The organism is Bradyrhizobium paxllaeri (assembly GCF_001693515.2).
Taxonomy (GTDB): domain Bacteria; phylum Pseudomonadota; class Alphaproteobacteria; order Rhizobiales; family Xanthobacteraceae; genus Bradyrhizobium; species Bradyrhizobium paxllaeri.
On the sequence record NZ_CP042968.1, the window covers coordinates 199,549 to 225,084 of the forward strand.

At 64.1% G+C, this 25,536-nt stretch carries 20 protein-coding genes; 8 read left to right on the plus strand and 12 right to left on the minus strand.

The features are described 5' to 3' along the window. Positions 1 to 35 precede the first annotated feature (35 nt). Positions 36 to 1,223: a serine hydrolase domain-containing protein gene (locus LMTR21_RS00970; RefSeq protein ID WP_065752529.1), complete on the minus strand. Its 1,188-nt coding sequence runs from the start codon at positions 1,221 to 1,223 to the stop codon at positions 36 to 38. Between the two features lie 367 nt (positions 1,224 to 1,590). Between LMTR21_RS00970 and LMTR21_RS00975 the strand changes: the two genes are divergently transcribed. The 3 genes from LMTR21_RS00975 (at position 1,591) to LMTR21_RS00985 (ending at position 4,848) form a co-directional block, all read left to right on the plus strand. Continuing rightward, a complete protein-coding gene (locus LMTR21_RS00975; protein ID WP_065752530.1) occupies positions 1,591 to 1,911 on the plus strand; it encodes a hypothetical protein in 321 nt (106 codons plus the stop codon). A gap of 206 nt (positions 1,912 to 2,117) precedes the next feature. Continuing rightward, complete coding sequence (locus LMTR21_RS00980) at positions 2,118 to 3,611, plus strand: NAD-dependent succinate-semialdehyde dehydrogenase (protein WP_065752531.1); 1,494 nt, start codon at positions 2,118 to 2,120, stop codon at positions 3,609 to 3,611. Positions 3,612 to 3,693: 82 nt separating this feature from the next. Then, complete coding sequence (locus LMTR21_RS00985) at positions 3,694 to 4,848, plus strand: IS110 family RNA-guided transposase (RefSeq protein WP_065750576.1); 1,155 nt, start codon at positions 3,694 to 3,696, stop codon at positions 4,846 to 4,848. Positions 4,849 to 5,409: 561 nt separating this feature from the next. On the opposite strand, the gene LMTR21_RS00990 is transcribed toward LMTR21_RS00985, so the two are convergent. The 3 genes from LMTR21_RS00990 to LMTR21_RS01000 all read right to left on the minus strand — a co-directional run bounded on the left by LMTR21_RS00990 (position 5,410) and on the right by LMTR21_RS01000 (position 8,363). Next, a complete protein-coding gene (locus tag LMTR21_RS00990; RefSeq protein ID WP_065756426.1) occupies positions 5,410 to 6,213 on the minus strand; it encodes a crotonase/enoyl-CoA hydratase family protein in 804 nt (267 codons plus the stop codon). A 248-nt stretch (positions 6,214 to 6,461) separates the two neighbouring features. Beyond that, a complete protein-coding gene (locus tag LMTR21_RS00995) occupies positions 6,462 to 7,376 on the minus strand; it encodes a phosphoribosylaminoimidazolesuccinocarboxamide synthase (protein ID WP_065756427.1) in 915 nt (304 codons plus the stop codon). A 69-nt stretch (positions 7,377 to 7,445) separates the two neighbouring features. Then, entirely contained in the window at positions 7,446 to 8,363 is a 918-nt protein-coding gene (locus LMTR21_RS01000) for a pirin family protein (RefSeq protein ID WP_065756428.1), read from the minus strand. A 241-nt stretch (positions 8,364 to 8,604) separates the two neighbouring features. Between LMTR21_RS01000 and LMTR21_RS01005 the strand changes: the two genes are divergently transcribed. From LMTR21_RS01005 to LMTR21_RS01015, 3 genes are all read left to right on the plus strand, one after another. Next, positions 8,605 to 9,171, plus strand: a complete 567-nt coding sequence (locus LMTR21_RS01005) for a GNAT family N-acetyltransferase (protein WP_065756429.1) — start codon at positions 8,605 to 8,607, stop codon at positions 9,169 to 9,171. A gap of 77 nt (positions 9,172 to 9,248) precedes the next feature. After that, a complete protein-coding gene (locus LMTR21_RS01010; protein ID WP_065756430.1) occupies positions 9,249 to 10,307 on the plus strand; it encodes a helix-turn-helix domain-containing protein in 1,059 nt (352 codons plus the stop codon). 150 nt (positions 10,308 to 10,457) lie between these two features. Continuing rightward, a complete protein-coding gene (locus LMTR21_RS01015; RefSeq protein WP_065756431.1) occupies positions 10,458 to 11,882 on the plus strand; it encodes a serine hydrolase domain-containing protein in 1,425 nt (474 codons plus the stop codon). A 57-nt stretch (positions 11,883 to 11,939) separates the two neighbouring features. Here LMTR21_RS01015 and LMTR21_RS01020 read toward each other — a convergent pair whose 3' ends face one another. Then, complete coding sequence (locus tag LMTR21_RS01020; RefSeq protein ID WP_065756432.1) at positions 11,940 to 13,313, minus strand: MmgE/PrpD family protein; 1,374 nt, start codon at positions 13,311 to 13,313, stop codon at positions 11,940 to 11,942. Between the two features lie 135 nt (positions 13,314 to 13,448). Between LMTR21_RS01020 and LMTR21_RS01025 the strand changes: the two genes are divergently transcribed. Continuing rightward, positions 13,449 to 14,552 carry an FUSC family protein gene (locus LMTR21_RS01025; protein ID WP_065756439.1) on the plus strand — a complete coding sequence of 368 codons (1,104 nt, stop codon included), beginning with the start codon at positions 13,449 to 13,451 and terminating at the stop codon, positions 14,550 to 14,552. Positions 14,553 to 14,601: 49 nt separating this feature from the next. Here the strand turns inward: LMTR21_RS01025 and LMTR21_RS01030 are convergent, their stop codons facing one another. From LMTR21_RS01030 to LMTR21_RS01050, 5 genes are all read right to left on the minus strand, one after another. Then, positions 14,602 to 15,252, minus strand: coding sequence for a 2-hydroxychromene-2-carboxylate isomerase (locus tag LMTR21_RS01030; RefSeq protein ID WP_065756433.1), 651 nt, complete (start codon positions 15,250 to 15,252; stop codon positions 14,602 to 14,604). A gap of 87 nt (positions 15,253 to 15,339) precedes the next feature. Continuing rightward, positions 15,340 to 15,813, minus strand: coding sequence for a DUF2867 domain-containing protein (locus LMTR21_RS01035; protein WP_065756434.1), 474 nt, complete (start codon positions 15,811 to 15,813; stop codon positions 15,340 to 15,342). Next, positions 15,810 to 17,216, minus strand: a complete 1,407-nt coding sequence (locus LMTR21_RS01040) for an MATE family efflux transporter (protein WP_065756435.1) — start codon at positions 17,214 to 17,216, stop codon at positions 15,810 to 15,812. Before LMTR21_RS01040 ends, LMTR21_RS01035 begins: the two co-directional genes overlap by 4 nt. 53 nt (positions 17,217 to 17,269) lie before the next feature. Beyond that, positions 17,270 to 18,568 carry a UDP-N-acetylglucosamine 1-carboxyvinyltransferase gene (gene murA, locus LMTR21_RS01045; RefSeq protein WP_065756440.1) on the minus strand — a complete coding sequence of 433 codons (1,299 nt, stop codon included), beginning with the start codon at positions 18,566 to 18,568 and terminating at the stop codon, positions 17,270 to 17,272. Between the two features lie 222 nt (positions 18,569 to 18,790). Further along, the gene (locus LMTR21_RS01050; RefSeq protein ID WP_065756436.1) at positions 18,791 to 19,501 is read right to left on the minus strand and encodes a winged helix-turn-helix transcriptional regulator; all 711 of its coding nucleotides are present in this window, start codon (positions 19,499 to 19,501) and stop codon (positions 18,791 to 18,793) included. Positions 19,502 to 19,635: 134 nt separating this feature from the next. Between LMTR21_RS01050 and LMTR21_RS01055 the strand changes: the two genes are divergently transcribed. Continuing rightward, a complete protein-coding gene (locus LMTR21_RS01055; RefSeq protein ID WP_084030999.1) occupies positions 19,636 to 20,490 on the plus strand; it encodes an alpha/beta fold hydrolase in 855 nt (284 codons plus the stop codon). A gap of 21 nt (positions 20,491 to 20,511) precedes the next feature. Here the strand turns inward: LMTR21_RS01055 and gyrB are convergent, their stop codons facing one another. Both gyrB and LMTR21_RS01065 read right to left on the minus strand, forming a co-directional pair. Next, positions 20,512 to 22,947 (minus strand): DNA topoisomerase (ATP-hydrolyzing) subunit B, encoded by a 2,436-nt coding sequence (gene gyrB, locus LMTR21_RS01060; protein ID WP_065756437.1) that lies wholly within the window; start codon positions 22,945 to 22,947, stop codon positions 20,512 to 20,514. Between the two features lie 339 nt (positions 22,948 to 23,286). Then, positions 23,287 to 25,443 (minus strand): hypothetical protein, encoded by a 2,157-nt coding sequence (locus LMTR21_RS01065; RefSeq protein ID WP_065756438.1) that lies wholly within the window; start codon positions 25,441 to 25,443, stop codon positions 23,287 to 23,289. Positions 25,444 to 25,536 lie beyond the last annotated feature (93 nt).

Sequence of the window (25,536 nt, forward strand, 5' to 3'; positions counted from 1 at the left end):
ATGGATTGCTTCGCTTCGCTCGCAATGACGGTCTCTTAGGCCGCCTTCTGTCCCGCATCGAGCCCGGCGTACACCCCGCGCTCAAAGCCCGCAAACGCTTCCAGCGCCTTGCCGTCGAAGAACGGCAACAGCTGCATCAGGATCACGCCGGCGACGTTGCGGGTCGGGTCGATCCAGAAATAGGTGTTGGCAAGACCCGCCCAGGCGAGGCTGCCGGCGCTGCGGCCTTCCTGCGTCTTGGCGGTGTTGATCAGGAAAGAGAGGCCCCACTTCTTGACGATGTCAGGAAAGAGATCGACATCGTTGGTATACATTGGCGCCATCGTGGCTATTTTTCCGAAGGTGAGATCGCCGATATGGTTCTGGCCCATCAGCGCGACCGTCTCGGGCTTTAGCACCTGGTTGCCGTTGCCGCGGCCCTTGTTGAGGATCATCTGGGTGAACTTGATGTAGTCGGCCGCCGTGCCGTAGAGGCCGCCGCCGCCCATATGGAATTCCGGCGCCTGTTCCAGTTCGAACGGGATCGGCGCCAGCGCGCCGTCTTCGCCCCGTGCGTGCATGCCGACCAGCCGCTGCCGCATGCTGTCGCTGATCTTGAAGCCGATGTCGTTCATGCCGAGCGGCGCAAAGATGTCGTCGCGCAGATAGGCATCGAGCCGCTTGCCGCTCACAGCTTCCACCGCCTTGCCGACGAAATCGATATTGGTGCCGTATTCCCAGCGCGTGCCGGGATCGGACATGATCGGCGTCTTCAGCGCGGCGTTCAGGCAGGAAATGATGCCGGGCGTGCCGGTCTTCTCCATGTATTTCCCCATGTCGCCGTTCCACATGTCGTAGCAGAAACCGGCGGTGTGGGTCATGAGATGGCGCAGCGTGATCGGTTTCGTGGCGGGGCGCAGTTTCGGCTCGCCGCCGGCGTCAAAACCTTCCAGCACCTGCGGGGAGGCGAGATCGGGCAGCAGCTTGCCGATCGGCTCATCCAGCGAAAGCTTACCCTGCTCGACGAGCTGCATGCCGGCGGCGCAGGTGATCGCCTTGGTCATGGAGGCGATCCAGAACACGCTGTCCGCGGTCATGGCGTCATCCTTGCCGAGGTCGCGCTTGCCGAACGCGCCCTGGTAGATCACCTCGCTTCCGGTAGCGGCCATTGCGACCACGCCGGGAATTTCCTTTGCCTCGCACTTCTGACGCAGAACCTGATCGATCGCGGCTTTGCTTTGCATGGGTCACCTCCCGAATGGTTTTTATGGAAGTGGAACGATCTTCCTCCCGGCTGCCTTATCCCGCAAGCGGGAGCGGACGGCCGCGGGCCATGTCGCGATCTCGTGATGGGGCGATGGAAGCTAAAGTTAGGTTTGGGCAGGTCTCGCGGGGCCATCCGGCACAAAACTGCAACACCCCGCCGCATTCTGCGGCGGAGGGTGGCCAATGGCCGTGACCGGATTCACCATCCACGATATCGTGATTTCGCCACGATTCCCGCCGCTGATTTTTTGCAGTAAAGCGTTCAAATTCCAGCACAAACGTTGCGCGTTGGCTGGTCCAAATTAACCAAAATTGTCTCATTTCTGCCCGTCGCAAAGGTGCGCAATGATTTCGACTTGGAGTGAATGGAAGCGGTATCCCCGTCCCGGACGGGGCGAGAACATCGAGGCGCCGATAACACCCGGGCTGTATGAAGTCCGCTACGCCGGCACCGGCGCGCTGCACTCTTTCGAGGCGGTCGACAATGTGGCCCAGGCGCTGGCGCAGCTTGCGGTCGGCGCCAAATCCTGGTTCGGCCGCCGCGACACCGCCAAACTGCCCGACCTCGAATACCGGACCTGCGCGACTTCCTCGAAGGCCGATGCGAAAGCGGCGGCGCAACGCATGATCGGCCGCCGCGAGACGTATATGAGCGGCGCGGCGTAACACGACTGTCATTCCGGGGCGATGCGCAGCATCGAACCCGGAATCTCGAGATTCCGGGTCTGGTCCTTCGGACCATCCCGGAATGACGGTGGTCCCCCATAGCCCTCAAAATTCCTTGAAGCAGGGTTGCCTCAGCCAGCGGTGCATTGCCCGCGATGCAGGCCTATACTCGGATCAATCCTGCAAGAAAATCCGAGGAGTACGCCATGAACCCACCCGTCGCCGCACGCGCTTCAGCTTCCGCCCCCTCGCTGCATGACCGCCTGAAAGATCCCTCGCTGTTGCGCGACCGCTGTTACATCGACGGCGTCTGGGTCGGCACGCCGTCGCGCCCCGTCACCAATCCCGTCAATGGCGTCGAACTCGCAAAGGTGCCCGCGCTCAGCACCGCGGAAGCAACGCAAGCTGTTGAAGCCGCCGAGCGCGCGTTCCCGGCCTGGGCCAAGCACACCGCCAAGCAGCGCTCCAATATCCTGCGCAAATGGTTCGAGCTGATCGCGGCGAACCGCGAGGATCTCGCGCTGATCCTCACCTCCGAGCAGGGCAAGCCGCTGGCGGAAGCGCTCGGCGAGGTCGATATCGGCGGCGCCTATGTCGAGTTCTTTGCCGAGGAAGCGCGCCGCGTCTATGGCGAAACTATTCCGACGCAGCGGCCTGATGCGCGCCTGCTTGCGATCAAGCAGCCGATCGGCGTCTGCGGCGCGATCACGCCGTGGAATTTCCCGTGTTCGATGATCACGCGAAAGGTCTCACCGGCGCTCGCGGCCGGTTGCACCGTCGTGCTCAAGCCCGCCAATGAAACGCCGCTGACCGCGCTGGCGCTGGTCGCGTTGGCCGAGAAGGCCGGCGTGCCCAAGGGTGTGTTCAACATCCTCACCGGCAATTCGTCCGCGATCGGCAAGGTGTTGTGCGAGCATCCCGCGGTGCGCTTCGTCGGCTTCACCGGCTCGACTGAAGTCGGGAAAATCCTCTATCAGCAGGCTTCGGTGGGCGTGAAGAAGCTCGGCCTCGAGCTCGGCGGCAACGCGCCATTCGTGGTGTTCGACGACGCCGATATCGATGCGGCGGTCGAGGGCGCCATTGTCTCGAAATACCGCAACATGGGTCAGACCTGCGTCTGCGCCAACCGCATCTACGCCCAGGACAAGATCTACGATCAGTTCGTCGAGAAACTGTCGAAGAAGGTCGCGGCGATGAAGATCGGCGACGGCACGGAGCAGGGCGTAATGCAGGGCCCGCTGATCAATATGGAAGCGGTCGACAAGGTCGAGAAGCACATTGCCGATGCGGTCAAGGGCGGCGCGAAAATCGTCACTGGAGGAAAACGCCATTCGCTCGGCGGCAGTTTCTTCGAGCCGACGGTGCTTTCGAATGTGAAGCCGGATGCGCTGGTGGCGCATGAGGAAACGTTCGGCCCGCTGGCGCCGGTGTTCCGCTTCAAGGACGAGGCCGACGTGATCGCGATGTGCAACAACTCGCCGTTCGGGCTGGCGTCGTATTTCTATTCCCGCGATCTCGGGAGAGTCTGGCGCGTCGCGGAAGCGCTGGAATCCGGCATGGTCGGCGTCAACACCGGGCTCATTACCACCGAAGTTGCACCCTTCGGCGGCGTCAAGGAATCGGGTCTCGGCCGCGAAGGCTCGCATCACGGCATGGAAGAATATGTCGAGATCAAATACGTGATGATGGCCGGGGTGTAGCTTTCACGCGTAGATCCTATGGGTGGCAGGTGTTCAGGGGGTAAGTTGAGTTTGCGACCCCCACTCACCCAGAGGATCCACGATGTGCACAGATCACGCTGACACACCCGCCGGCTGCGAGTATGCCACGGTTTACGTTGCTTTCGAACTGAGCAAGGCGAAATGGCAGCTAGGCATAATGATGCCTGGTGCCGAGAAGGTGAGCCGTTACCGGATTGACGGTGGCGACTTGGCGGCGTTGTCGAGTTTGCTGGTCAAGGCTCGATCGAAGGCGGCGCAGACGGGGAAGCCGGTTCGTATCCTGTCTTGCTATGAAGCAGGTCTCGACGGTCATTGGCTGCACCGCTGGCTTGCCGACAACGAGGTGCTCAATTACGAGATCGATGCGTCGAGCATCGAGGTGAACCGGCGGGCACGGCGTGCCAAGACCGATCGGATCGACCTGGCGCAGTTGATGCGCTCGTTTCTGGCTTACCTGCGTGGCGAACCGCGGGTTTGCAGCATGGTTCGGGTTCCCACGCCTGAGGAGGAGGACCGCAAACGGCGCACGCGCGAGCGCGAGCGGCTGCTGGAGGAGCGCACCGGGCACAGCAATCGGATCAAGGGGCTGCTGCATGGCCAGGGTATCCGCGATGTCATGCCCCTGAAGCCGGACTTCTTGTCGGGTCTGGAGGAGATGCGTACCGGCGATGGGCGCGCTCTGCCGCCGCGGCTGAAGGACGAGATCCGTCGCGAGCATGAGCGGCTGGTCTTGGTGCACAAGCAGATCAAGGCGCTCGAGGCAGCGAATGCGGCCGCGCATCGGGCACCGGCCAAGGACTCGGTAGAGGCGAAGGCGGTTCAGCTTGCCCAACTCAAGGCGATCGGCCCGCACATCGCCCAGCTTCTCGCCAACGAGGTCTTCTACCGCAACTTCAAGAACCGGCGTCAGGTCGGCAGTTGCTTCGGACTGACCGACATGCCCTACGACAGCGGCGCCAGCCGCAGGCAACAGGGCATCAGCAAGGCTGGCAATCGCCGAGCGCGAACGACCGCCATCGAGCTCGCCTGGCTATGGCTGAGCCATCAGCCCGACAGCGAGCTGAGCCGCTGGTTCCGCGAGCGGGTTGGCAACCTCAAGGGTCGCATCCGCAAGATCGCCATCGTGGCGCTGGCGCGCAAGCTGATGGTGGCGCTCTGGCGCTATCTGGAAACCGGCCTTGTGCCGAGCGGCGCTGTGATGCGTCCAAGTCTCTAACCAACGCCGGTGTGCCAATGACGGCCGACGTGATCCAGGACAGACGTGTGACCGAACCCGGGCTTGGGTCTTCGGATTCCGCTTTCGTAGATGGGTCCCGTCTCTTCTGGGCCTTACCTTCACCCGTGCATGAAAGATCAGGGTCCGGGCCACCACACCCGACCGGATACAAGTTGATGCGGTGTTGGCCGCATACGACGTCACGGCCCAGTCCAGGACATCACGTCAAGCTGTCAATCGCGCGCCTCGAAACGTCCCGATCCGAAAGCTTCGCACCGGCCTTGCCACCGTCAAGGCCGCTACGCGCCGCCTCCGGCGGTGGCCTGCGGCCAGCCTTGACCGTGCCGCGTCCGGCGCAGCGGCTATCCATCGGAACGAAACAGCCATCAAGAGCCGTTGCTCTCCACCGAACATGCCAAGGCAAAGCCATGCCCTAATGAATCAATCCCCTTGACAACCACTACCCCATACAAGCCCGGATGGAGCGAAGCGCAATCCGGGCCATATCTGCTTGCGAGAACCCCGGATGGCGCTCCGCTCCATCCGGGCTACGCAAAATGATCAATCGCTGGCGTCGCTTGCGAACGCACCATGCCGACCCACGCCGGAGGCGAACCGCGTCGCGCCCGACAGTGTTTCGCCCGAGGCGATCACCTTCAGCCCGCCGCGCATTTCGTTGGCGATGGCGTCTTCCTCCGCAAGGTCCCATTGCTGCAGCGCCGACAGCCGATCGGCGCACAGGCAGGTCTGCGGGAAGCGGGCGATCTCCCTTGCAAGTGTGATCGCGTGCGCAACGGCCTCGCCCCTGCCGACGACGCGATTGGCGAGCCCCATCCGCAGCGCCTCCTGCGCGCCGACCGGGCGCCCGGTGAGGATGAGGTCGATCGCCTGCGAATGGCCGATCAGCCGCGGCAGGCGGATGGTGCCGAGATCGATCAGGGGCACGCCGAAGCGGCGGCAGAAGATGCCGAAGGTGGCGTCCTCCGCCACCACGCGCATATCGGCCCATAGCGCCAGCTCCATCCCGCCGGCCACCGCAAAGCCTTCGACCGCGGCGATCACCGGTTTCGAGAGCCTCAGGCGGCTCGGCCCCATCGGCGCGATCGAGTCGTGGCCGCCGAGTTCGCGCTTTTTGTTCGGATCCCCCACCGCCACCGCCTTCAGATCAGCGCCCGCACAGAAATAGCCGCCCGTGCCGGTGAACACCGCAATGGATGCGTTCTCGTCGGCGTCGAAAGCGAGGAACGCATCGTGAAGTTTCCGCGCGGTCGCGCCGTCGACGGCGTTGCGGCAATGCGGGCGGTTGATGGAAACGACGGTCACGGGGCCATCGCGTTCGACGAGCACGGAATCCGTCTCGGTCATGGGGCGCTCCCTGTTGTTGTTATGGGAGCCAGCTTCGCACTGGACGGCGGGTACGGGCAATCGAAGTTTGTCCGACACTCTCCGTCATTCCGGGCACGTGTAGCACGAACCAAGCCGTCATCACCCGCGAAGGCGGGTGATCCAGTATTCCAGAGAAGTCACTGATTAAATCGATGAGCCGCAGCGTACTGGATCGCCCGGTCAAGCCGGGCGACGACATCGAGGTATTGGCGCGAGGTGATTACGAATCAGATCGTCAACTCATCCCCGGTCACCCGCCGGTACGCCTCGAGATACCGCTTGCTGGTCGCATCCACCACGCTGTCGGGCAGCGGGGGCGGCGGGGCGTCGCCGTTCCAGCGGCCGGCGCGGCGCTCGGCGTCGAGATAGTCGCGCAGCGGCTGCTTGTCGAAGGAGGGCTGCGGTCGGCCGGGCTTGTAGACGTCGGCGGCCCAGAACCGCGAACTGTCCGGTGTCATCACCTCGTCGATCAGGATGATGCGGCCATCGGCCGCGCGGCCGAATTCGAACTTGGTGTCGGCGATGATGATGCCCTGGTGACGGGCGATCCGCTCGCCGAAATTATAGACCGTGCGCGCCATGTTCTCGAGCTTCTCGGCGACATCATTGCCCAGGAGTTCGCGCACCCGCGCCACCGTGATGTTCTCGTCATGGCCGGTCTCGGCCTTGGTCGCCGGGCTGAAGATCGGCGCGCCCAGCTTCTCGCTTTCCACCAGGCCGGCTTCGAGCTGCTCGCCGGCAAGCGTGCCGGACGCCGCATACTCCTTCCAGGCCGAGCCCGAGATATAGCCGCGGATCACGCATTCGACCGGAAACACGGTGGTGCGTCGGCACAGCATCGCGCGCCCGAGGATATCGGCGCGATGGTCCTTCAGCGCAGGCACTTTGCGGATGATCTCGTCGGCATCGGCGCTGATCATGTGATGCGGCACCACGCCCTCGAGCTGGCGAAACCACCACGCGCTGATCTGCGTCAGCACCGCGCCCTTCATCGGGATGGTTTCCGCCATCACCACGTCGAACGCGCTGATGCGGTCGGTGGTGAGCAGCAGCACGCAATCGCCGCCGGTGGCATAGATATCGCGCACCTTGCCGCGGCCGATCCGGGGCAGGGGCAAATCGCTGGCGAGCATCGCGTTCATCAGACCAGGCTTTCGAAGGGGCACGCGCGCCGGGGTGCGCGTGCGGAAACGGGAAAGCGGAGCAATAGCTCACTCCGGTAGCGGAATGAACTCATGTTCTTGCGGAACGGCGGCAAACCGGCCGGTTTTCCAGTCCTGTTTGGCCTGCTCGATCCGCTCCTTGCTGGAGGAGACGAAATTCCACCAGATATGCCGCGGGCCCTCCAGGGCGTCGCCGCCCAGAAACATCATCCGCGTCGGCCTCACGGCCTTCACGGTGATGCGGTCGCCGGGCCGGAAGATCAGCAGCCGCGGGCCCTCGTAGCGCTCGTTGGCGATCTCGACCTCGCCGTCGACCAGATAGATCGCGCGCTCCTCATGGTCCGGGTCGAGCGGCACGGAGGTAGCCGCCTGCGCCGTCACCTCGGTGTAGAACCACGGCGATACCATGCTGACCGGCGATTTCACGCCAAAGCCGCTTCCTGCGATGATGCGCGCGGTGAAGCCGTTCTCCTTCACGGTCGGCAGCGCTTCGGCCGCATAGTGCTGGAAGGACGGCGCGATTTCCTCCGATCCGGCCGGCAGCGCGATCCAGCTCTGTAGGCCCAGCATCTTCTGACCGTCGCGGCGCTGCACGTCGGGCGTACGTTCGGAATGCGCGATGCCGCGCCCCGCCGTCATCAGGTTCATCGCGCCGGGCTGGATCTCCTGGATATTGCCCTCGCTGTCGCGATGCATGATCGAGCCGTCGAACAGATAGGTGACGGTGGCAAGCCCGATATGCGGATGCGGCCGCACGTCCATGCCCTTGCCGGCCATGAACTGTACCGGGCCGAAATGATCGAAGAAGATGAAAGGCCCGACCATCTGCCGCTTGCCATGCGGCAGCGCGCGCCGCACCGCAAATCCATCGCCGAGATCGCGGGTGCGCGGCACGATGATGAGATCGAGCGCATCGCAGGTTTTGGGATCGCCGAGCACGGGATCGTTGGAGGGTTGCCAGCTCATGTGGGGGCTCCTTGTGTTTGTGCGATTATAGCAGGAAATGCAGGGGCGGACTACGCGCACCAGCCTCACCACGTCATTGCGAGCGTAGCGAAGCAATCCATTTCGCAACGAAGCAAGCATGTATTGCTTCCGCCTTCGCTCTCAGAGCTACGGCGGACGGGTCGTCGCTTGCGCTCCTCGCAATGACGGCGGTAAGCAACCATGCAGATAATAATTGCAGAAAAATGGAGGCAGGAAACCCATGATCCCTCCGCTCAAGCCCAGCGCCAAGTTGTTGCGCGTCGACGGCCCCGTCGTCGAGACCGCGCGCCTGATCCTGCGGCCATGGCGCAGCGACGATATTGCCGCGAATACGGCGATGCTGTCCGATCCCGATACCGCACGCTACATCACGCCCGACGGCAGGGCGATCACTACCGAAATCGGCGGCTGGCGTAACGCGGCGGTGATATCGGGGCATTGGGCGCTGCATGGCTTCGGCATGTTCGCGGTGGAGGAAAAATCGAGCCGCCGCTATATCGGCCGTGTCGGGCCGTGGTGCCCGCCGGGCTGGCCGGGTTTTGAAGTCGGCTGGGGTATCGACAAGGAATATCGCGGCAAGGGCTACGGGGTCGAAGCGGCGCGGGCTTCGATAGGCTGGGTGTTTTCGACCTTCGAGATCGACGAAATCATTCACTGTATCGAATCCTCCAACGCCCCGTCGCAAGCCGTCGCGCGGCGGCTGGGGGCGAGGAGGGATGGCGAAGTCGATCTGTCCGGCAAGATCAATGAGCGCTGGGTGACGTCGCGGAGCAGCTGGAAAGGCTGATCGGTGCAAATTGAACCGCGGAACGATTCTCACTAGATTGACCGCGCGGGAATGACCCGCCCCAACGGACCACCCGAATGCTGCTTTCCACCATCGACATCGCCTTGCGCGGCGCCGCCGTGGCGTTGCTGCTGGTGCTGGCTGTGTCGCTGTTCCGCGGTTATGGAACGGTGCTGGCCGGACGGCTGGCTGCGGTCTTCGCACTGGGATCGGCGGCGCATGCCGTGACCGCTTCGATCGGCGTGACGTCACTGGTCTCACCGGCGTATGTGCCCCTCATCGCGCTCTCGACTGGCAATGTCGTGGTGTTCTGGCTGTTCACGCGCGCGCTGTTCGATGAGACATTCCGGCTGCGCTGGTGGCACGCACTGATCTGGGCAGCGGTTACCGCATTCAGTTTCGTCAATTGCATGTGGCTGGCGCCCACCTCCGGCGTGAGGGCGGCCATCATTGCGATCAATCTGCTGGCGCTGGGATTCATTGGGCTCGCGGTCGGGCAAACCATTACGTCATGGTCATCGGACCTCGTCGAGGGCCGCCGGCGCGTCCGCGTCTTCATTGTCAGTGCGGCGGCGCTGTATGGCGGTCTGAACGCGGTGCTGCAGATTTCGTTGTCCGGTAGTGGCGCCGCCGAATTCGCCAACACGCTGAATTCAGCGATGCTATCCGCCGTCGTCGGCGCGATCACGATTGCGATGATGCGCGTCGATGGCGCCGATCTGTTTCCGGCTCCACCCGAGATTCAGGTCGATGCCGGCGAAGCGGCCGCGGTCGAATCCGGCGCCGATCAAAAGCTGGTCGATGCGTTGATGCGGCTGATGGCCGACGAGCGCATCTATCGCCACGACAACGTCACCATCGGCACACTCGCGACCAAACTCGCCATTCCCGAATACCGGTTGCGGCGGCTGATCAACCAGCGCCTCGGCTACCGCAATTTCAATGTGTTCCTCAACGAACACCGGATCGCGGAGGCCAAAGCCGCGCTGGCCGATCCGAGCCAGGCCGAAGTGCCCGTGATTACGATTGCGATGGACGCCGGCTTCCAGTCGCTTGGGCCGTTCAACCGCGCGTTCAAGGCGATCACCGGTGTCACGCCGACCGAATATCGCCGGCTCAAGGCGATGGCCGCCTAATCTTCATCGTACTGTTATTGCTATTGAATTTCGGAATCGGCGAGCCGCGTTGAGCTTTCGGCCAGCGCGAATTCCAAATCCGGCGAGCGGCCGGCGGCAGCCTCGCCATTATCCCCGGCACGCGCTGATGCGTCATGCCGGAGACCCCTCGTGACCAGACGAAATCTCATCCTCGCTGCCTCAACCGCGCTGAGCGCGCTAGCGCTCACGGCCGCCCGCGCCCGCGACGTCCCAAAAGTCGCGACCGGCTTCGTCGCCAACGTGCTCTGCACTGAGACCTTCGTCTCCGGCCTCGATCCGGCCCGTGTGTTCACTGAGACGACCTCGGCCATGCCGGGCAGCGGCCTGATCGCCTGGGCACTCGACTATCGCGTCGATCGCGCGCGCAAGGATGTCACGGTGACGCTGTTCGGCGTTGGCCGGAGCCACGCGGTCTACCGCGGCGAAGGCCTTGGCTGCTACCTCAATCACGGTGGACCCGTGGCCGATATTGCCTTGCCGCCGCCGGAAGCGAGGCCGGCGCAGCTGCCCGAGATCGCAGGCCGCGCCATTGTCACGCCGCAGACGCCGCAACTCGCTGCGGCGCTCGATCGCGCCTTCGCCGAGCCTGATAGCTCGACGCCGCGCAACACCCGCGCCATCGTGGTCCTGAAGGACGGGCGCATCATTGCCGAGCGCTATGCCGACGGCGTCGGCATCGACACGCCGCTGCTCGGATTCTCCGCCACCAAGTCGGTGATCTCGGCGCTGGCCGGCATCCTCGTGCGCAAGCGCGCGTTGAAGCTGCACGAGCCGGTGCCGATCGCAGCGTGGCAAAAGCCTGATGATCCAAGGCGCGCCATCACGCTCGATCATCTGCTGCACCACACCGCGGGGCTCAAGCTCGGCAGTTCACTGCAGGCATCGTTGCTGTCCGCGCTCGAGCCGGTCAACCGCATGAAATTCATGGAGTCCGACATGGCCGCGTATGCTGCGAGCATGCCGCCGGAGTCAGCGCCGGGCGCGGCGTGGAACTATCACGACGGCAATACGGTCCTCCTCGCGCATCTGATCCGCCAGGCCACCGGCGGCAGCGCGGCCCATCTGATAGGTTTTGCGCGGCAGGAATTGTTCGAGCCGCTTGGCATGCGCAACGTAACCCTCGAATTCGACGCCTCGGGCAATGCGGAAGCGTCGAGCCAGTTGCTGGCGAGCGCGCGCGACTGGGCGCGTTTCGGCCAGCTCTATCTCAATGACGGTATGGCCGGTGGAAAGCGCATCCTCCCCGAAGGCTGGGTGAAATATTCGGCGACGGCGACGCCGAATGCCTGGGTCGGCCAGGGTGCGGGATTCTGGACCAACCTCGGCGACAGCTTTGGCGCGACCTACCGCACCGAACGCGGCTGGCCGCGCGAAGCATTTTTCGCGAAGGGTACGATCGGGCAATACGTGATCATAATCCCGAGTGAGAAGCTTGTGATCGTCCGGCTCGGCCGCTCGCCAAACTGGCCGCCGGAAGCCGACGGCGTGTTCGACCTCGTGCGCGATGTCGTGGCGGCGACCGGTAACAAGGGAAAGCTGGCCGGAGCGAACTGAGGTGCTTACCCTCCAGGGGAGGGTAAGAGACGCCGCCGATGTTGATGCCGGTTCGGTCTACTGCCGCCCCAACTGCGTGGCCTTCTCGACGCGATCGAATCTCTCCAGCGACAGGATCGCATCGGCAAGCTGGTCGGCGCGGCCGTTCAGCACGGGACGGGCGAGCGTGAGGAATTTCTGCTGCATCGCCTGCGCGTCCGGGAACGAATCCGGCTCACCGGAGGGGTCGGCATAGAGCCGTTCATGCACGCCGTCGTCGGTGGTGGTGATGGACACGCGCGCGCCGAAGGGGTGGGTGCGGCCGATCTCGAGGCGGTCGTCCTGCACGACGTCGAACTTGTCGGCGAGCGCATTCACCGCGGTATCGCCAAGCCGGTCGTAATCGTCCCAGCCGAAGCTGCCCTGATCGAGTGCGAGCGCGCCGGTGAAGAACATCGAAAACTGCCCGCCGACGATCGAGGTCGGATGCCGCTTGGTGGCGGCGTCGCCGGTCAGCGTGATGCCATTGCGATGCAGGCCGATCTCGACGCGCTTGATCTGGTCCGGCGTCAGATTGTGCTCCCGGCGCATCGCGATCAACGCATCCAGCGCCGCATGGGTATAACGGCAACTCGGATAAGGCTTCACGCCGATCTTCAGCGTCTCATAGGTCTTGCCGAGGCCGACGGTCGCCTTGTCCGGGTGCGCGTCGTCGCTGTAGCCGACGAGGAGGCCATGCTTGCCCTCGACCGATTCCGTCGAGCCGATGAAATTGTTGCGCGCCAGCGTGGCGGCGATCACGCCGTTCATCGCCGACGCTCCGACCTGATAGCGCTTGTTCCAGGCGCCGTTGACGAGGAATTGCAGCGAGCCCGCGGCCTGGCTGCCGGAAACGCCAAAGGCCGAGATGATCTGATCCTTCGAGAGGCCGAACAGTTTTCCGGCGGCGGCCGCCGCGCCATAGGTTCCTGCCGTCGCGGTCGGATGGAAGCCACGCGCATAATGCGAGGTGGGATCGAGCGCGTTGCCGAGGCGGCAGCACACCTCATAGCCAGCCACGATCGCAGTCAGCACGTCGCGCCCGGACGCCCCGACCATTTCGCCGACCGCAAACGCCGCCGGCACCACGGGCGCGCTCGGATGCAGCGAGGAATCCGCATGCGTGTCGTCGAAATCGAGGGAATGGCCGAGCGCGCCGTTGAGCAGCGCGGCAACCGCCGGCGTCCAGGTCTTGCTATCGCCGAACACGGTCGCCTCACCCTTGCCGTCCAGCGCCAGCGCTTCCAGCATCTTCAGCAACGACGGGGTGGATTCCGCATCACGCCGCGCCCGGATCGTGCTGCCGAGGAAATCGAGCGTCAGCACCTTGGCACGTTCCAGCACCTGCGGCGGGATATCTTCGAATTTGAGGCCGGCGACATAGGCTGCGAGCGTTGCGGTTTCGTGGGCCATCGTGTTTCCTCGTATTTGCCGGGCAGGGTAGGCGGGCCGACTTGACCTTTCAAGCCGCCTCCCTGTCGCGGGCATCGCTATCCCTGATGTCGTCTAGCACAGGCATGGCGTGCAGATTCCGGGATGCAGCGCATGATGGCCTTCGCAAAACGCATGCTTGAAGCGATCGGAGCGCGGAAGACACAACTGTCGCTGGCGGTCAGGCTCGCGGTTGCCGCGGTTGCGGCCTATGCGACCGCCAGGGCGTTGCATCTGATGCTGCCGCTATGGGCGGTGCTGACCTCGCTGATCGTCACCCAGATGAGTGTCGGCCGGTCGCTGAAGGCAACCCGCGATTACATGCTTGGCACGATCGGCGGCGCGGCCTATGGCGGCGCCATTGCAATGCTGATCCCGCATTCCGGCGAGGGTGGATTGCTGGCGCTACTGGTGCTCACGGTCGCGCCGATGGCGTTCATCGGGGCCATCAATCCCAGCCTGAGCGCCGCCACGGTAACGGCCGTGATCGTGTTGCTGGTGCCGGCGATGAACCACGCCAATCCGCTGGATTCCACCATTGACCGGCTGTTCGAGGTCGCCGTCGGCGCACTCACCGGGCTCGTGGTCTCATTCCTGGTGTTGCCGTCGCGGGCGATCAGTCAGATCCGCATCAATGCGGCGCAGCTCTTGGAGCTGCTGGCTGCCGCATTCGCCGAACTGCTCGCGGGGCTGACACGCGGGCTCGATAACGACGCCCTGCATCGCATCCAGGATGGCATCGGCACCGCGATGACGAGCCTCCATGCGATCGGACTGGAAGCCGAGCGCGAGCGCGGGGCGCACCTGTCGTCGGGACCGGACACCGGCCCCTTGCTGCGCACCATCCAGCGCCTGCGCCACGATGTCGTGATGATCGGCCGCGCCAGTGTTGTTCCGCTGCCGGCCAACGTGCAGGCGAGGCTGGCGGGCCCGCTGGCCGGCGTCAGCAAGGCGATCGTCGACTATATGCGCGCGGCGGCTGCGTCCTTGCGAAGCGGCAGTGGCGCGGTGGACATCCAGCCCGTCGATGCGGCGCTGCAGGCCTATGCTGCCGAAGTCGCCGTGCTACGCAGCGACGGCCTGACCCGCGGCGTGCCGGTCGACGTGGCGGAACGCTTCTTCGCACTGGGATTCTCGTTGGAGCAGATGCGGCAGAACCTCAGAGATCTCGACCGCTGTCATGCCGAGTGGTGCGAGACGGCGTCTGGTGCAAAGGTCTAGTCGAGATAGATGCCGAGGAGGCCGAGGATTGGCGTATCGCGTTCATGCGCTATCGGCGCTTCAGGCCCTTGCCTTCCATGCGCCAGATCAGCAGATCGATACGGTCCTGGCCGAAGAACGGCTCGTTTTCGAACACGAAAGTGGGCACGCCCCAATGGCCCGATGCGGCGTGGGCCTGCTCGTTGCCGGCGATGATCTGTTCATGACGGTCGGGATCGGCCGCGATCTCCGCATCCATCGCGGCGAGATCGAAGCCGGCTTCCGCCGCAGCCCTGGTCAGATGATCGCCTTCGTTCCAGCCGGCGACGCTGCCATCCCACAGCACGCGGCTGATCGCGCGCGCGAACGGCAGCGAGCGGCCCTCGGCTTGCGCGGCAGCCCCGAGCCGGGTGAGGCGATGGATGTAGGGCTGGTGCTCGGCGACATCGAGAGTGGTCATGTCCTGCACGATCGGGTCCGGCCGTGGAAAGCGGAACGGGATGTTCTCGTGCTGGGTGACGCGGCTGCTGTCGAGCACCACATAGCGCGCAAACTGCGGATTGGCACGCTTGAAGAAGCCGGGAATACGCACGGCGATCGGATAGACCGGACGCAGGTTGACCGTCACGTCGTAATCGGCGGCCATCTGCATGGTTTTTGGCAGCGCGAGATAGCTGTAGGGACTGCGGAAGGAAAAGAAGAGGTCGACTGACAATGTCATTGAATGTACCGCGGCTCGCATGGACGATCCGAGCAAATCACTGATATCGCGACACGTCTATCGTTTCGGAAAAGGCTATGCCGGCCGTCAGGCCGCAACCTGGCGCAGCAGGGCCGGCACGATCAGCCGATGGAACGGCATGATGATCGCGAGATAAGTCCGGCCGAGCCAATTGTGCGTCCTGACCAGCGTCGTCGCGGTGACCCGCCTTGGGCCGCCGGGCGCCGTCACGTCCACAACGACGCGGAAGTCGAGATGGCGGTCGTTGAAGCCGGCGATCAGGCGCTCGGGTGTTTCGCTCACGACCGGAAAGATTCCGATCATGTCCCGCGGCGCGCTTGGAGTGGCGCCCGACGTTTTCAGCCCGAGCGGTGCGACCAGGAAATTGCGCAGCGACAGCAGCGCCTCGGCCCATCGCGGCTGCCGCGCCATCATCAATTCGGCCGCGCGGCGGGCATCGAGATTGTGATCGTCGATTTCAATCTGGAACGCGTCGGCGAACTGCGCGCCGGCCAGCAGCGCATCGGCATCGACGGCAGGTGCCACTTCGCGGACGGTCATGGTGAGGGCAGCCTGCTCGCCAGTAGCCGGAATCGCAAGACGAGCAGAACGGCGAAGACGAAGGTACCGATCGACAATCCGACCCAGACGCCGCTCGCGCCAAGCAATGTCCAGAACCCGAGTGCACAGGCGGAAGTAAAGCCGATCAGCCAGTAGCTGAAGATGGCGAACAGGAGTGGCACGCGCGTGTCATTCATTCCGCGCAGCGCGCCGGCGGCGATGGTTTGGATACCATCAGCGACAAAGAAGGTGGAGCCGATCAGGAGCAGCGTTGCCGTCAACGTCGCGGTCGCGTCGACGGCTTCGCCGAGGAATAGCTGGGCGATCTGGAACCGTGCAAGGATCACGGCGAATGTCATCGTGGCCATGAACGCAGCGCCGAGAAGTATGGCCACATAGCCTGCGCGGCTGACGGCGTCGCGGTCGCGGCGGCCGACCGCATGGCCGACCCGAACGGTTGCCGCCATGCTGATTCCGAACGGCACCATAAAAAGGATGGCTGCGATCTGCAGTGCAATCTGGTGCGCGGCGAGTGCCGTGGTGCTGATCAGGCCCATCAGCAGGCCGGCAGCGCCGAACAGCCCGTATTCCAGCAGAAACGCCATCGAGATCGGCGCGCCGACGATCGCGAGCTTCGCCATCAACGGCCAGTCGATGCGCCAGATGTTGCCGAGTACGTGATATTTCCGGAACGGCCGGCGCAGCGCGGTGAACCACAGCCCGGCCAGAAACGTGCCGAGATTGACCATGCTGGTCGCGAGGCCCGCGCCGAACAGCCCGAGTTCGGGCAGGCCCCATTTCCCGTAGAGCAGCAGATAGACCAGCAACGCGTTCGCCGGGATCGCGGCCAGCGTGATCCAGAGCACCGGCTCGGGCCGGTTCACCGCGCTCATGAAGCCGCGGATCGCAATAAACCACAGCGCCGGCAGGATGCCCCAGGCAAGGCCGAACAGATATTGCTGCGCGAGTTTGGCTGCCATCGGCGCTTGGCCGAGCGCGATCAGGATCGCCTCGCCGCGGAATGGCAGCACCATCAGTGGCAGTGCGATCAACAGCGCCGCCCACAGGCCGACGCGCAGCGCACGCCGCACCATGCGCGGATCGCGTGCGCCAAAAGCCTGCGCTGCCAAGGGCGCTACGGCCGATACCAGGCCCATGCCGAAAGTGAAGGTGACGAAGAACACCGTATGGGCGAGGGCTGCCGCAGCTACGGTTTCGCTGCCGAGGCGGCCAATGAACGCCAGATCGGTCGTCATCATCGCGATCTGCCCGAGCTGTGTCAGCGCGAGCGGCACCGCGAGCTTCAGCGTCTCGGCGAGCTCAATCGCGAGATGGCGGTCGGGCACGGCCGCTGAGGCAGGCGGCGCGACAGAGGCGCGTTCGATTTTGTCGAGCGAGGTCATTGCAACAGAATAGTACCGGCGAAGGTCGAAAAGGTGACGCCGGCGGCCGCGACCTAATGGCCGTCGCGTGCCGGCACTCGGGTGATTCTCGCGCCCAGCGCGTTGAGCCGTTCCTCGATGCGCTCATAGCCGCGCTCGATCTGATCGGCGTTGTTGATGGTCGACGTGCCTTCAGCCGCGACGGCCGCGAGCAGCATGGCCATGCCGGCGCGGATATCGGGCGACGTCATCAGCGCGCCGCGCAGCCGGCTCGGGCCGGCGACGATCGCGCGATGCGGATCGCACAGCACGATACGGGCGCCCATCGAGATCAATTTGTCGACGAAGAACATCCGCGACTCGAACATCTTCTCGAACATCAGGATCACGCCGTCGCATTGCGTGGCGGTGACGATCGCAATCGACATCAGGTCGGCCGGGAAGGCCGGCCAGGGCTGATCCTCCAGCTTCGGCACATGCCCGCCGAAATCGTCGTGGATCTTCATGGTCTGCCCGGACGGCACGACGAGATCGTCGCCCTCGACGCCGCAGACAATGCCGAGCCGCTCAAAGCCCATCCGGATCGAACGCAGATGCTCGACGCCGGCCTTCGCAATGCGCAGCGGCGAGCGGGTTACGGCGGCGAGCCCGATCAGCGAGCCGACCTCGATATGGTCGGGCTGGATCGAATAGCTGGCGCCGCCGAGCGTCGCCGGACCGTGCACGATGATGGTGTTGGTGCCGATGCCCTCGATCTTCGCGCCGAGCGCGACCAGGAAATGCGCGAGATCTTGCACATGCGGCTCGGAGGCCGCGTTGCGCAGATAGGTCGTGCCATGGGCGGCGACCGCTGCGACCAGCGCGTTCTCTGTCGCGGTGACGCTGGGCTCGTCGAGGAAGACGTCGGCGCCCTTCAGCCTGACAGCGCGGAACTCCAGCCGGTGCGTGGCGGTGACGGTGGCGCCCAACTGCTCGAAGGCGAGGAAATGCGTATCGAGGCGGCGGCGGCCGATGACGTCGCCGCCCGGCGGCGGCAGCGCCACCTCGCCGCAGCGCGCCAATAGCGGCCCCGCCAGCAGGATCGAGGCGCGGATGCGCGCACACAGTTCGGGATCGAGGTCGGCGGCGCGAACTTCCTTGGCTTGGATCACCAGCGTATTGCGCGCCTTCCATTCCGCGGATGCACCAACCGAGCGGATCAATTCGACCAGCGTTTCGGTGTCGCGAATGCGCGGCACGTTATCCAGCGTCACCGGGTGCTCGGTGAGCAGGGCGGCCGCGATGATCGGCAGTGCCGAATTCTTGTTGCCGGACGGCTCGATCGTGCCCGAAAGCCGGTGGCCGCCTTCGACGATGTACTGGATGGGCGGCACGGGCGCTGTCCCCGACATGATTTCCAGGCTCCCATTACGAAAAATTCTGCAGCAAAATCAACGATTGGTGCAGGCGCTATAGCAGATAACACCTGCACAAGTAATGCGTTCATTGACGCTGCGGGGGGTAGTCCAACGAAGATCCCCGACTTACCAGAATTCGCCCGAGCGCGCAGCAGCCGCAGGCGAATGCCGACCATCCGCATCCTCTCGCGACGGCCGTCAAGCCGCAGGACGTCCAAAAGGCAGGTAGTCCCGGCCGAGTTGTCTGTGAAGCTGAAGCCAGAGTGGTAGCTGTCGCGCCATCTGTCGATCGCCCTCGATCGACAATGTTTTTCCAGCGACCTCATGCCAATGCACGTACCCGAGATAAAGCCGGACAAGGATGGCAACATCGCCGCGAACGGTCAGGTCGGCGGCGTATCCCGGATCCTTAAAGCAGATGTCAGCGCCCGTCCGTTCGAGAACAAGCCAAATCACGCGCAATGCCGTTCGGCTTCTGGGAACGCCGGAGAATTCGAAGCGGATCACCACGCGATGCTCCGGCAACGCGCTGATGTCGACGCGCTTGCGCATTCGCCACATCAGCAAGCCAGGATTGAGATCGCTTGCGGCGAGGCGATCGCGGGCATGCGCCAGGCCCCAGCGCGACAGGTCGCGCAACACATCGTGAAATGCTTCGCCTGACGGCGTCAGCCAGTATTCATGGGTTGAGCCGTCAGGCTGAGTTCTTTTTGTGATGATTCCGTCTTGTTCCAGATGCCGCAGGCGCTCGGCCAGGAGCGTCCGCGACATCAACGGCACGCCGCGGTGAATGTCGTTGAAATTGTGCGCGCCCAACATCAACTCGCGGAGAACGAGCGGCGTCCGACGTGTCGCGAAAATTTCGGACGCCTTTGCTATCGGGCAGAACTCGCCGTAGCCGCTTTTCATGGCGAGGATTCAAACACGTTCGGGTAGCCCGAACCAGTCCAGATTTTGGACTTGTCGCCGTCGGGCGTTCGGCAAACGATGCTGTCCTTTCTCGCTCCAAACCCGCTGTGCGGCGGCAACTTGTGGAGAGAGCCATGGGCCAGCGCAGCTATGCAGGCTTTTCGCGCCGGGACGCCTTGGCCGCGATCGGTGGCGCGGCAATCGCCGCGGTCGCGACCTCAGGCGATTCGAATGCGCAGTCGCAGGAGGGCCGCAAGATGATCTATGTCCTGATCCATCCAGCCTGGTTCGGCGGCTGGTGCTGGAAAAAGCTGACGCCGCTGCTGCGTGCGCAAGGGCACGAGGTGTTCGCTCCGACGCTGACCGGGCTTGGCGAACGTGCGCATCTGGCCAAGCCGGAAATCGGGCTCGAAGCCCATATCCGCGACATCGCCAATGTCATCGAATGCGAGGACCTGCGCAACGTCATCCTCGTCGGCAACAGTTCGGGCGGCATGGTGATGACAGGCGTTGCCGATCACATGCCCGAACGGATCGCACATCTGGTGTTTCTCGATGCGTTCGTGCCTGACGACGGCCAGAGCATGCTGGACGTGATCGCGCCCGACCGCCGGCCGGCTCTGGAAGCATTGGTGCAGAAAGAGGGCGACGGCTGGCTCCTGCCGCGTTTCGCTGCCCCGCCATGGAAGAAGCTTGTCGCCGAGACGTGGCTAGTGACCGATGACGCCGATCTCGATTGGATACTGCCGAGGCTTCGCCCGACGCCATTCGGCCACTTCAAGGAGCCGGTGAAGCGCAGGAATGCTGCCGCCGAAAAATTGCCTCGCACCTATATTCGCACGCAGTGGCCGCATCCGGGATTCGATCGCTACGCGCGGGCGGCGAACGAGACGGCGGGATGGCGATCACGCCAAATCGCGAGCTCGCACCTGCCGTACATTACGCATCCAAATGAGCTGGCGAGCCTGCTGCTGGCAGTGGCGGGCTAAGCGGGACAGGCGCCCGCTGCCTCACACGTCGACATTGGCGCTGAGCGAGTTATCCTGGATGAATTCGCGGCGCGGTTCGACCACGTCACCCATCAGCTTGGTGAAGATGTCGTCGGCCTCGTCGACCTCCTTGACCTTCACCTGCAGCAGCGAACGCTCGTTGGTGTCGAGCGTGGTTTCCCAGAGCTGATCGGGATTCATCTCGCCGAGGCCTTTGTAGCGCTGCAGCGCCACGCCCTTGCGGCCGGCGTCGGTCACCGCCTCGAACAGGCTGACTGGCCCGTGAATGGTGGTTTCGGTATCCTTGCGGCGCAGCAGGCCGGGATTCGGATAGGCTTCCTGCAGTTTCGCGGCATAGTCGTCGAGCTTGCGCGCATCCGCCGAGCCGAGCAGGGCGTCGTCGATGATGGCGACATCCTTGACGCCGCGGATGGTGCGCTCGAAGAAGAACCCTTCGCCCTCGGCGAAACGGCCGACCCAGCCGCGCTCGACTTCGTCAGCCAGCTTGTCCATACGCTTGGCGATGTATTCGGCCGCGGCATTGGCGGTGGCGATATCGGCGGTGATCCTCGGGTTGAGGACGCCCGCAATCGCGGCTTGCTCGACCACCTTCCGGTTATAGCGGCTGTGCAGATTGTTCAGGATGCCGCGGATGACGCGCGCGTCCTCGACCAGCGACAGCAGGTCGCGGCCCGCGCGCTCCGAACCCGATGCCGGTTTGAAGACGCAGTCGTCAAGCCCCGTCGAGATCAGATAATCTTCCAGCGCGCGCTCGTCCTTCAGGTACTGCTCGGACTTGCCGCGCGTTACCTTGTAGAGCGGCGGCTGCGCGATATAGAGGTGGCCGCGATCGATCAGTTCGCGCATCTGCCGGTAGAAGAAGGTTAGCAGCAGCGTGCGGATATGGGCGCCGTCGACGTCCGCGTCCGTCATCACGATGATCTTGTGATAGCGCAGCTTGTCGGCCGAGAAGTCGTCGCTGATGCCGGTGCCGAGCGCGGTGATCAGCGTGCCGATCTGCTCGGAAGACAACATCTTGTCCGTGCGGACGCGCTCGACATTGAGGATCTTGCCGCGCAGCGGCAGCACCGCCTGGAATTCGCGGTTGCGGCCCTGCTTGGCGCTGCCGCCGGCCGAGTCACCCTCGACGATGAACAGTTCCGACTTGGCCGGATCCTTTTCCTGGCAGTCGGCGAGCTTGCCGGGCAGCGAGGAGACGCTGAGCGGGCTCTTGCGGGTCAGCTCGCGCGCCTTGCGGGCGGCCTCGCGCGCGGCGGCGGCCTGGATCACCTTGCCGACGATGACTTTCGCTTCGGTCGGATGCTCCTCGAACCACGCCGCCAACGCCTCGTTGAGGACGTTCTCGACCACCGGGCGCACTTCCGAGGACACCAGCTTGTCCTTGGTCTGCGACGAAAACTTCGGGTCCGGCACCTTCACCGACAGCACAGCGGTGAGGCCCTCGCGGCAATCGTCGCCGGTGAGCGCGATCTTCTCCTTCTTCGCGTTCGCCTCGGCATAGCCGTTGACCTGGCGCGTCAGCGCGCCGCGGAAGCCGGCGAGATGGGTGCCGCCGTCGCGCTGCGGGATGTTGTTGGTGAAGCACAGCACGTTCTCGTGGTAGCTGTCGTTCCACCACAGCGCCGCCTCGACGCCGATGCCATTGGCTTCCGACCGCACCATGATCGGGATCGGCACGATCGCCTTCTTGTTGCGGTCGAGGTATTTGACGAACTCCTCGACGCCGCCGGCATATTGCATCTCCTCGCGCTTCTCGACCGCGTGACGCATGTCGGAGAGGATGATGTGAACGCCGGAGTTGAGGAAGGCGAGTTCGCGCAGCCTGTGTTCCAGGGTCGCGAAATCATACTCGATGTTCTTGAAGGTCTCGGTCGAGGCAAGGAAGGTGACTTCGGTGCCGCGCTTGCCTTGCGCTTCGCCGACTACCTTGAGCGGCGCCACCGAGTCGCCATGGGCGAACTCGACGAAATGTTCCTTGTCGTCGCGCCAGACCCGCAACTTCAGCGAGCTCGACAGCGCGTTGACGACGGAGACGCCGACGCCGTGCAGGCCGCCGGAAACCTTGTAGGAGTTCTGGTCGAACTTACCGCCGGCATGGAGCTGGGTCATGATGACCTCGGCTGCGGAGATGCCTTCACCCTTGTGGATGTCGACGGGAATGCCGCGGCCGTCATCGCGCACGGTAACGGAATTGTCCGCATTGAGAACGACATCGACGCGCGTGGCGTGGCCCGCGAGCGCTTCGTCGATGGCGTTGTCGACGACCTCGTAGACCATGTGGTGCAGGCCGGAACCGTCATCGGTATCGCCGATATACATGCCCGGCCGCTTGCGCACGGCATCGAGGCCCTTCAGCACCCGGATCGATTCCGCGCCATACTCGACCGGAATTGGATGCTCAGTATCGGCAGGGGTCTGCCGGGCAGGTTCTGTCATGTGAGGCCTTCGAGGGTGTCCCGAATCAGCTGCACAATATGAGGCGCTGATTGCTCTATTTGTGCCATGAAAGAGGCATTGCGCCTAGCGCAATCTCTCCATCTACAAGTCTTTGAATAAATGGTGGTTTTTTACCCTTTTTCAAGGTCTTCAAGGGTCGATTCTGAGGCTCTCGAAAAGCGCGATTCGAGGGTCGATTTTGCGCCCTCGATCGCCTGATTTCTGCGGGCCATTGCACGGAAAAATGGCAGGTCGCCGCGGACCTGCTGGAGGTCTGCGGGGCATTGCGGTGATGCTGGTCCTGCGCGGCGTCTGCAAGCAGGCCGCGATAGGTCGCGCTCAGTACATCTGCAACGGCAGCACGTCGCCGCCCGGGCCGATCATCACGCCCCAGGTGTCGCCGGCGCCAATCTCGATCTGGTTGCTGCGCGTCGGCCCGCCTGCGATTTTCAACGCATACTGGTATTTGCCCGGCGGCAGATCGATCATCGGCGGTCTGGCCGATTGCGGACCGCCGGCGCCTGCCGCGACCTTGATCGTCTGCTTGTTGATCGAAATCGTGGCGTCGCTCTTGCCGATATTGCCGAACATCAGCTTCGAATGACCCGGCTTCGGCACGACGTCGGCTTTGGCGGCTGCGGTGGGATACTTCTGTGCGAGATTGACGGTGGTTTCGCCGTTCCTGCGGCCGAGCTTCAGCGTCGCCGGTCCGTCGGAAGAGGTGAATGCCAGGTGCGCCTGGTCGGGCTTGACGACGGCGCCTTCGGTCTCCTGCCAGCCGCGCTTGCCGAGTTCGCTGCGGTAGAAGGCGAGCACGGTGTTGAGCTCGGCGGGGATGCTGGCTTCCAGCTCCTTGCGGAACGGTGCATCGCTGCCGGGCATTTTTCCGGTGCCGATCGAGGTCATGGAGCGTTGCTTCGGCACCGGCAGCGCCGAATCCGGATCGAGCTCAAGCGTGTCGACCGTCTTGCTGGACGATCCGCTCGATGCCTTTCGGCTTTCCGATGCGGCGCTCGCCACCACCAGCCCCGATCCATCGGCGCTGACGCGGACCTTGGGGCCCATCTGCATGGCGGTGAGCGACAGCGTCTTGCGGGCCTTTGAAAATTTCATCACGGCCATGTTGGGCTGGTTGATGACCGAGGGCCTCTCCTTCCAGCCCTGCGACTGCAGCGAGCTACGGTAAAAGGCCGAGACCGCCTTCACGCTGGAAGCGGAATTGAATTCGAGGTTGCCGTCGGCGCCGTCGAATTTCACGTCTTCCGCGTTCTCCGGCAATGGTAGCGGGGTCGCATTACCGGCAAGTGCGCGGAGCGGCGCATCCGAGAGATTGGCGGCTTGGGCAACGCGTCGCGCCGCGTCGGCGGCAATCACCTGCTTGGCCAGAGCGGCCGCGTCATTCATGAATCTCGCGTCCGCTTCCTTCTTTGCCCTGGCGCGCGCTGCCAGCGCCGCTTCCGTCATCTGCGTGACGAGACCGACGACGGTCAGATCGTATTTGCGCGCGAGCGTCAGCGTTGCAGTCTGCTCGGCGGAGACGAAATTCAGCGTGACGTTATCAGGCGTGACCACCGCGCCCTTCGTCTCTTCGGTCCAGTTGCGGCTGGCGAGTTCGCGGCGATAGAAGGCAAGCGTTGCGGGCAGTTCGGCGATGACCGCGACCTCGACCTGGCGGCGGACGGAATCCGAGCCGCCCAAACTTTTCGCCGCCTTGGTCGGCTTCGGCCTGGGCAGGCCGGCCATTTCAGAGTCGGCTTCCAGCGTCTCGGGTAGTGCGAAAGACGCGACCCGGATTTCCACGCCGGTCTGGCCGTCGCTGCGGCGCTGCAGTGTCAGCATGACCGGCCGCTGCCGGTAGAACCCGTCGCCGTCGGCGTGCGTGTAGTAGATACGGACGCCGTTCTCCACCGTCTCGTTGAACTCCGCGTTCGGCCATCGCGCGGCCACGTCAGCGGCGGTGAGTTGTTTCCAGCCGATCGCCGCCATCTCCTTGCGGAAGAAATCCAGCGTCGCGTCGAAGGCGGCAGGCGCGATGCAGCCGAGATAGGGCCGGTGCTGGTCAAACACGATGCCGGTCGCCTGAGGTGGGAACGGCACGTTCGAGGTGATCCGGTCGGAATTGTAGGACACCACCGATTGGTCGGGACGGCCGAGCCCCTGGGTGAAGTGGATGCTGAGCCCTTGCTGGGCCTTCTTGAAAGTCAGGGTGGTGCTCTTCTCGTCCAGCGGCCGCAAAAATTGCACCCAGCCGTCGGCGACGAGCAGCTTTTTGGTGGCTTGCGTCGTGATCGCGACAACGCTGCCAACGCCATAGCTCAGGCTGTAGGATTGGGTACGAGCGGTATCTTCCACGGCGCCTTCCAGCCGCGGCAGGGTGCGGACGTCGACGGTGCCGCTGTCGGCTCGGGCTGCAAGCGGTAGGCTGACGCCGATCAGGAAGATCAGCGGCAGCAGGTGTTTTCGGGCCGGGACGATCCCGCGCTTGGTTCTCGACATTCTTCGTCTCCGGTATCGATTGGCGCGCCATTTTCGCCCGCGCGGCCACGCAGGCTCCGGCGTCGTAACGCCGCTTCCGAAAACTAGTCGAGC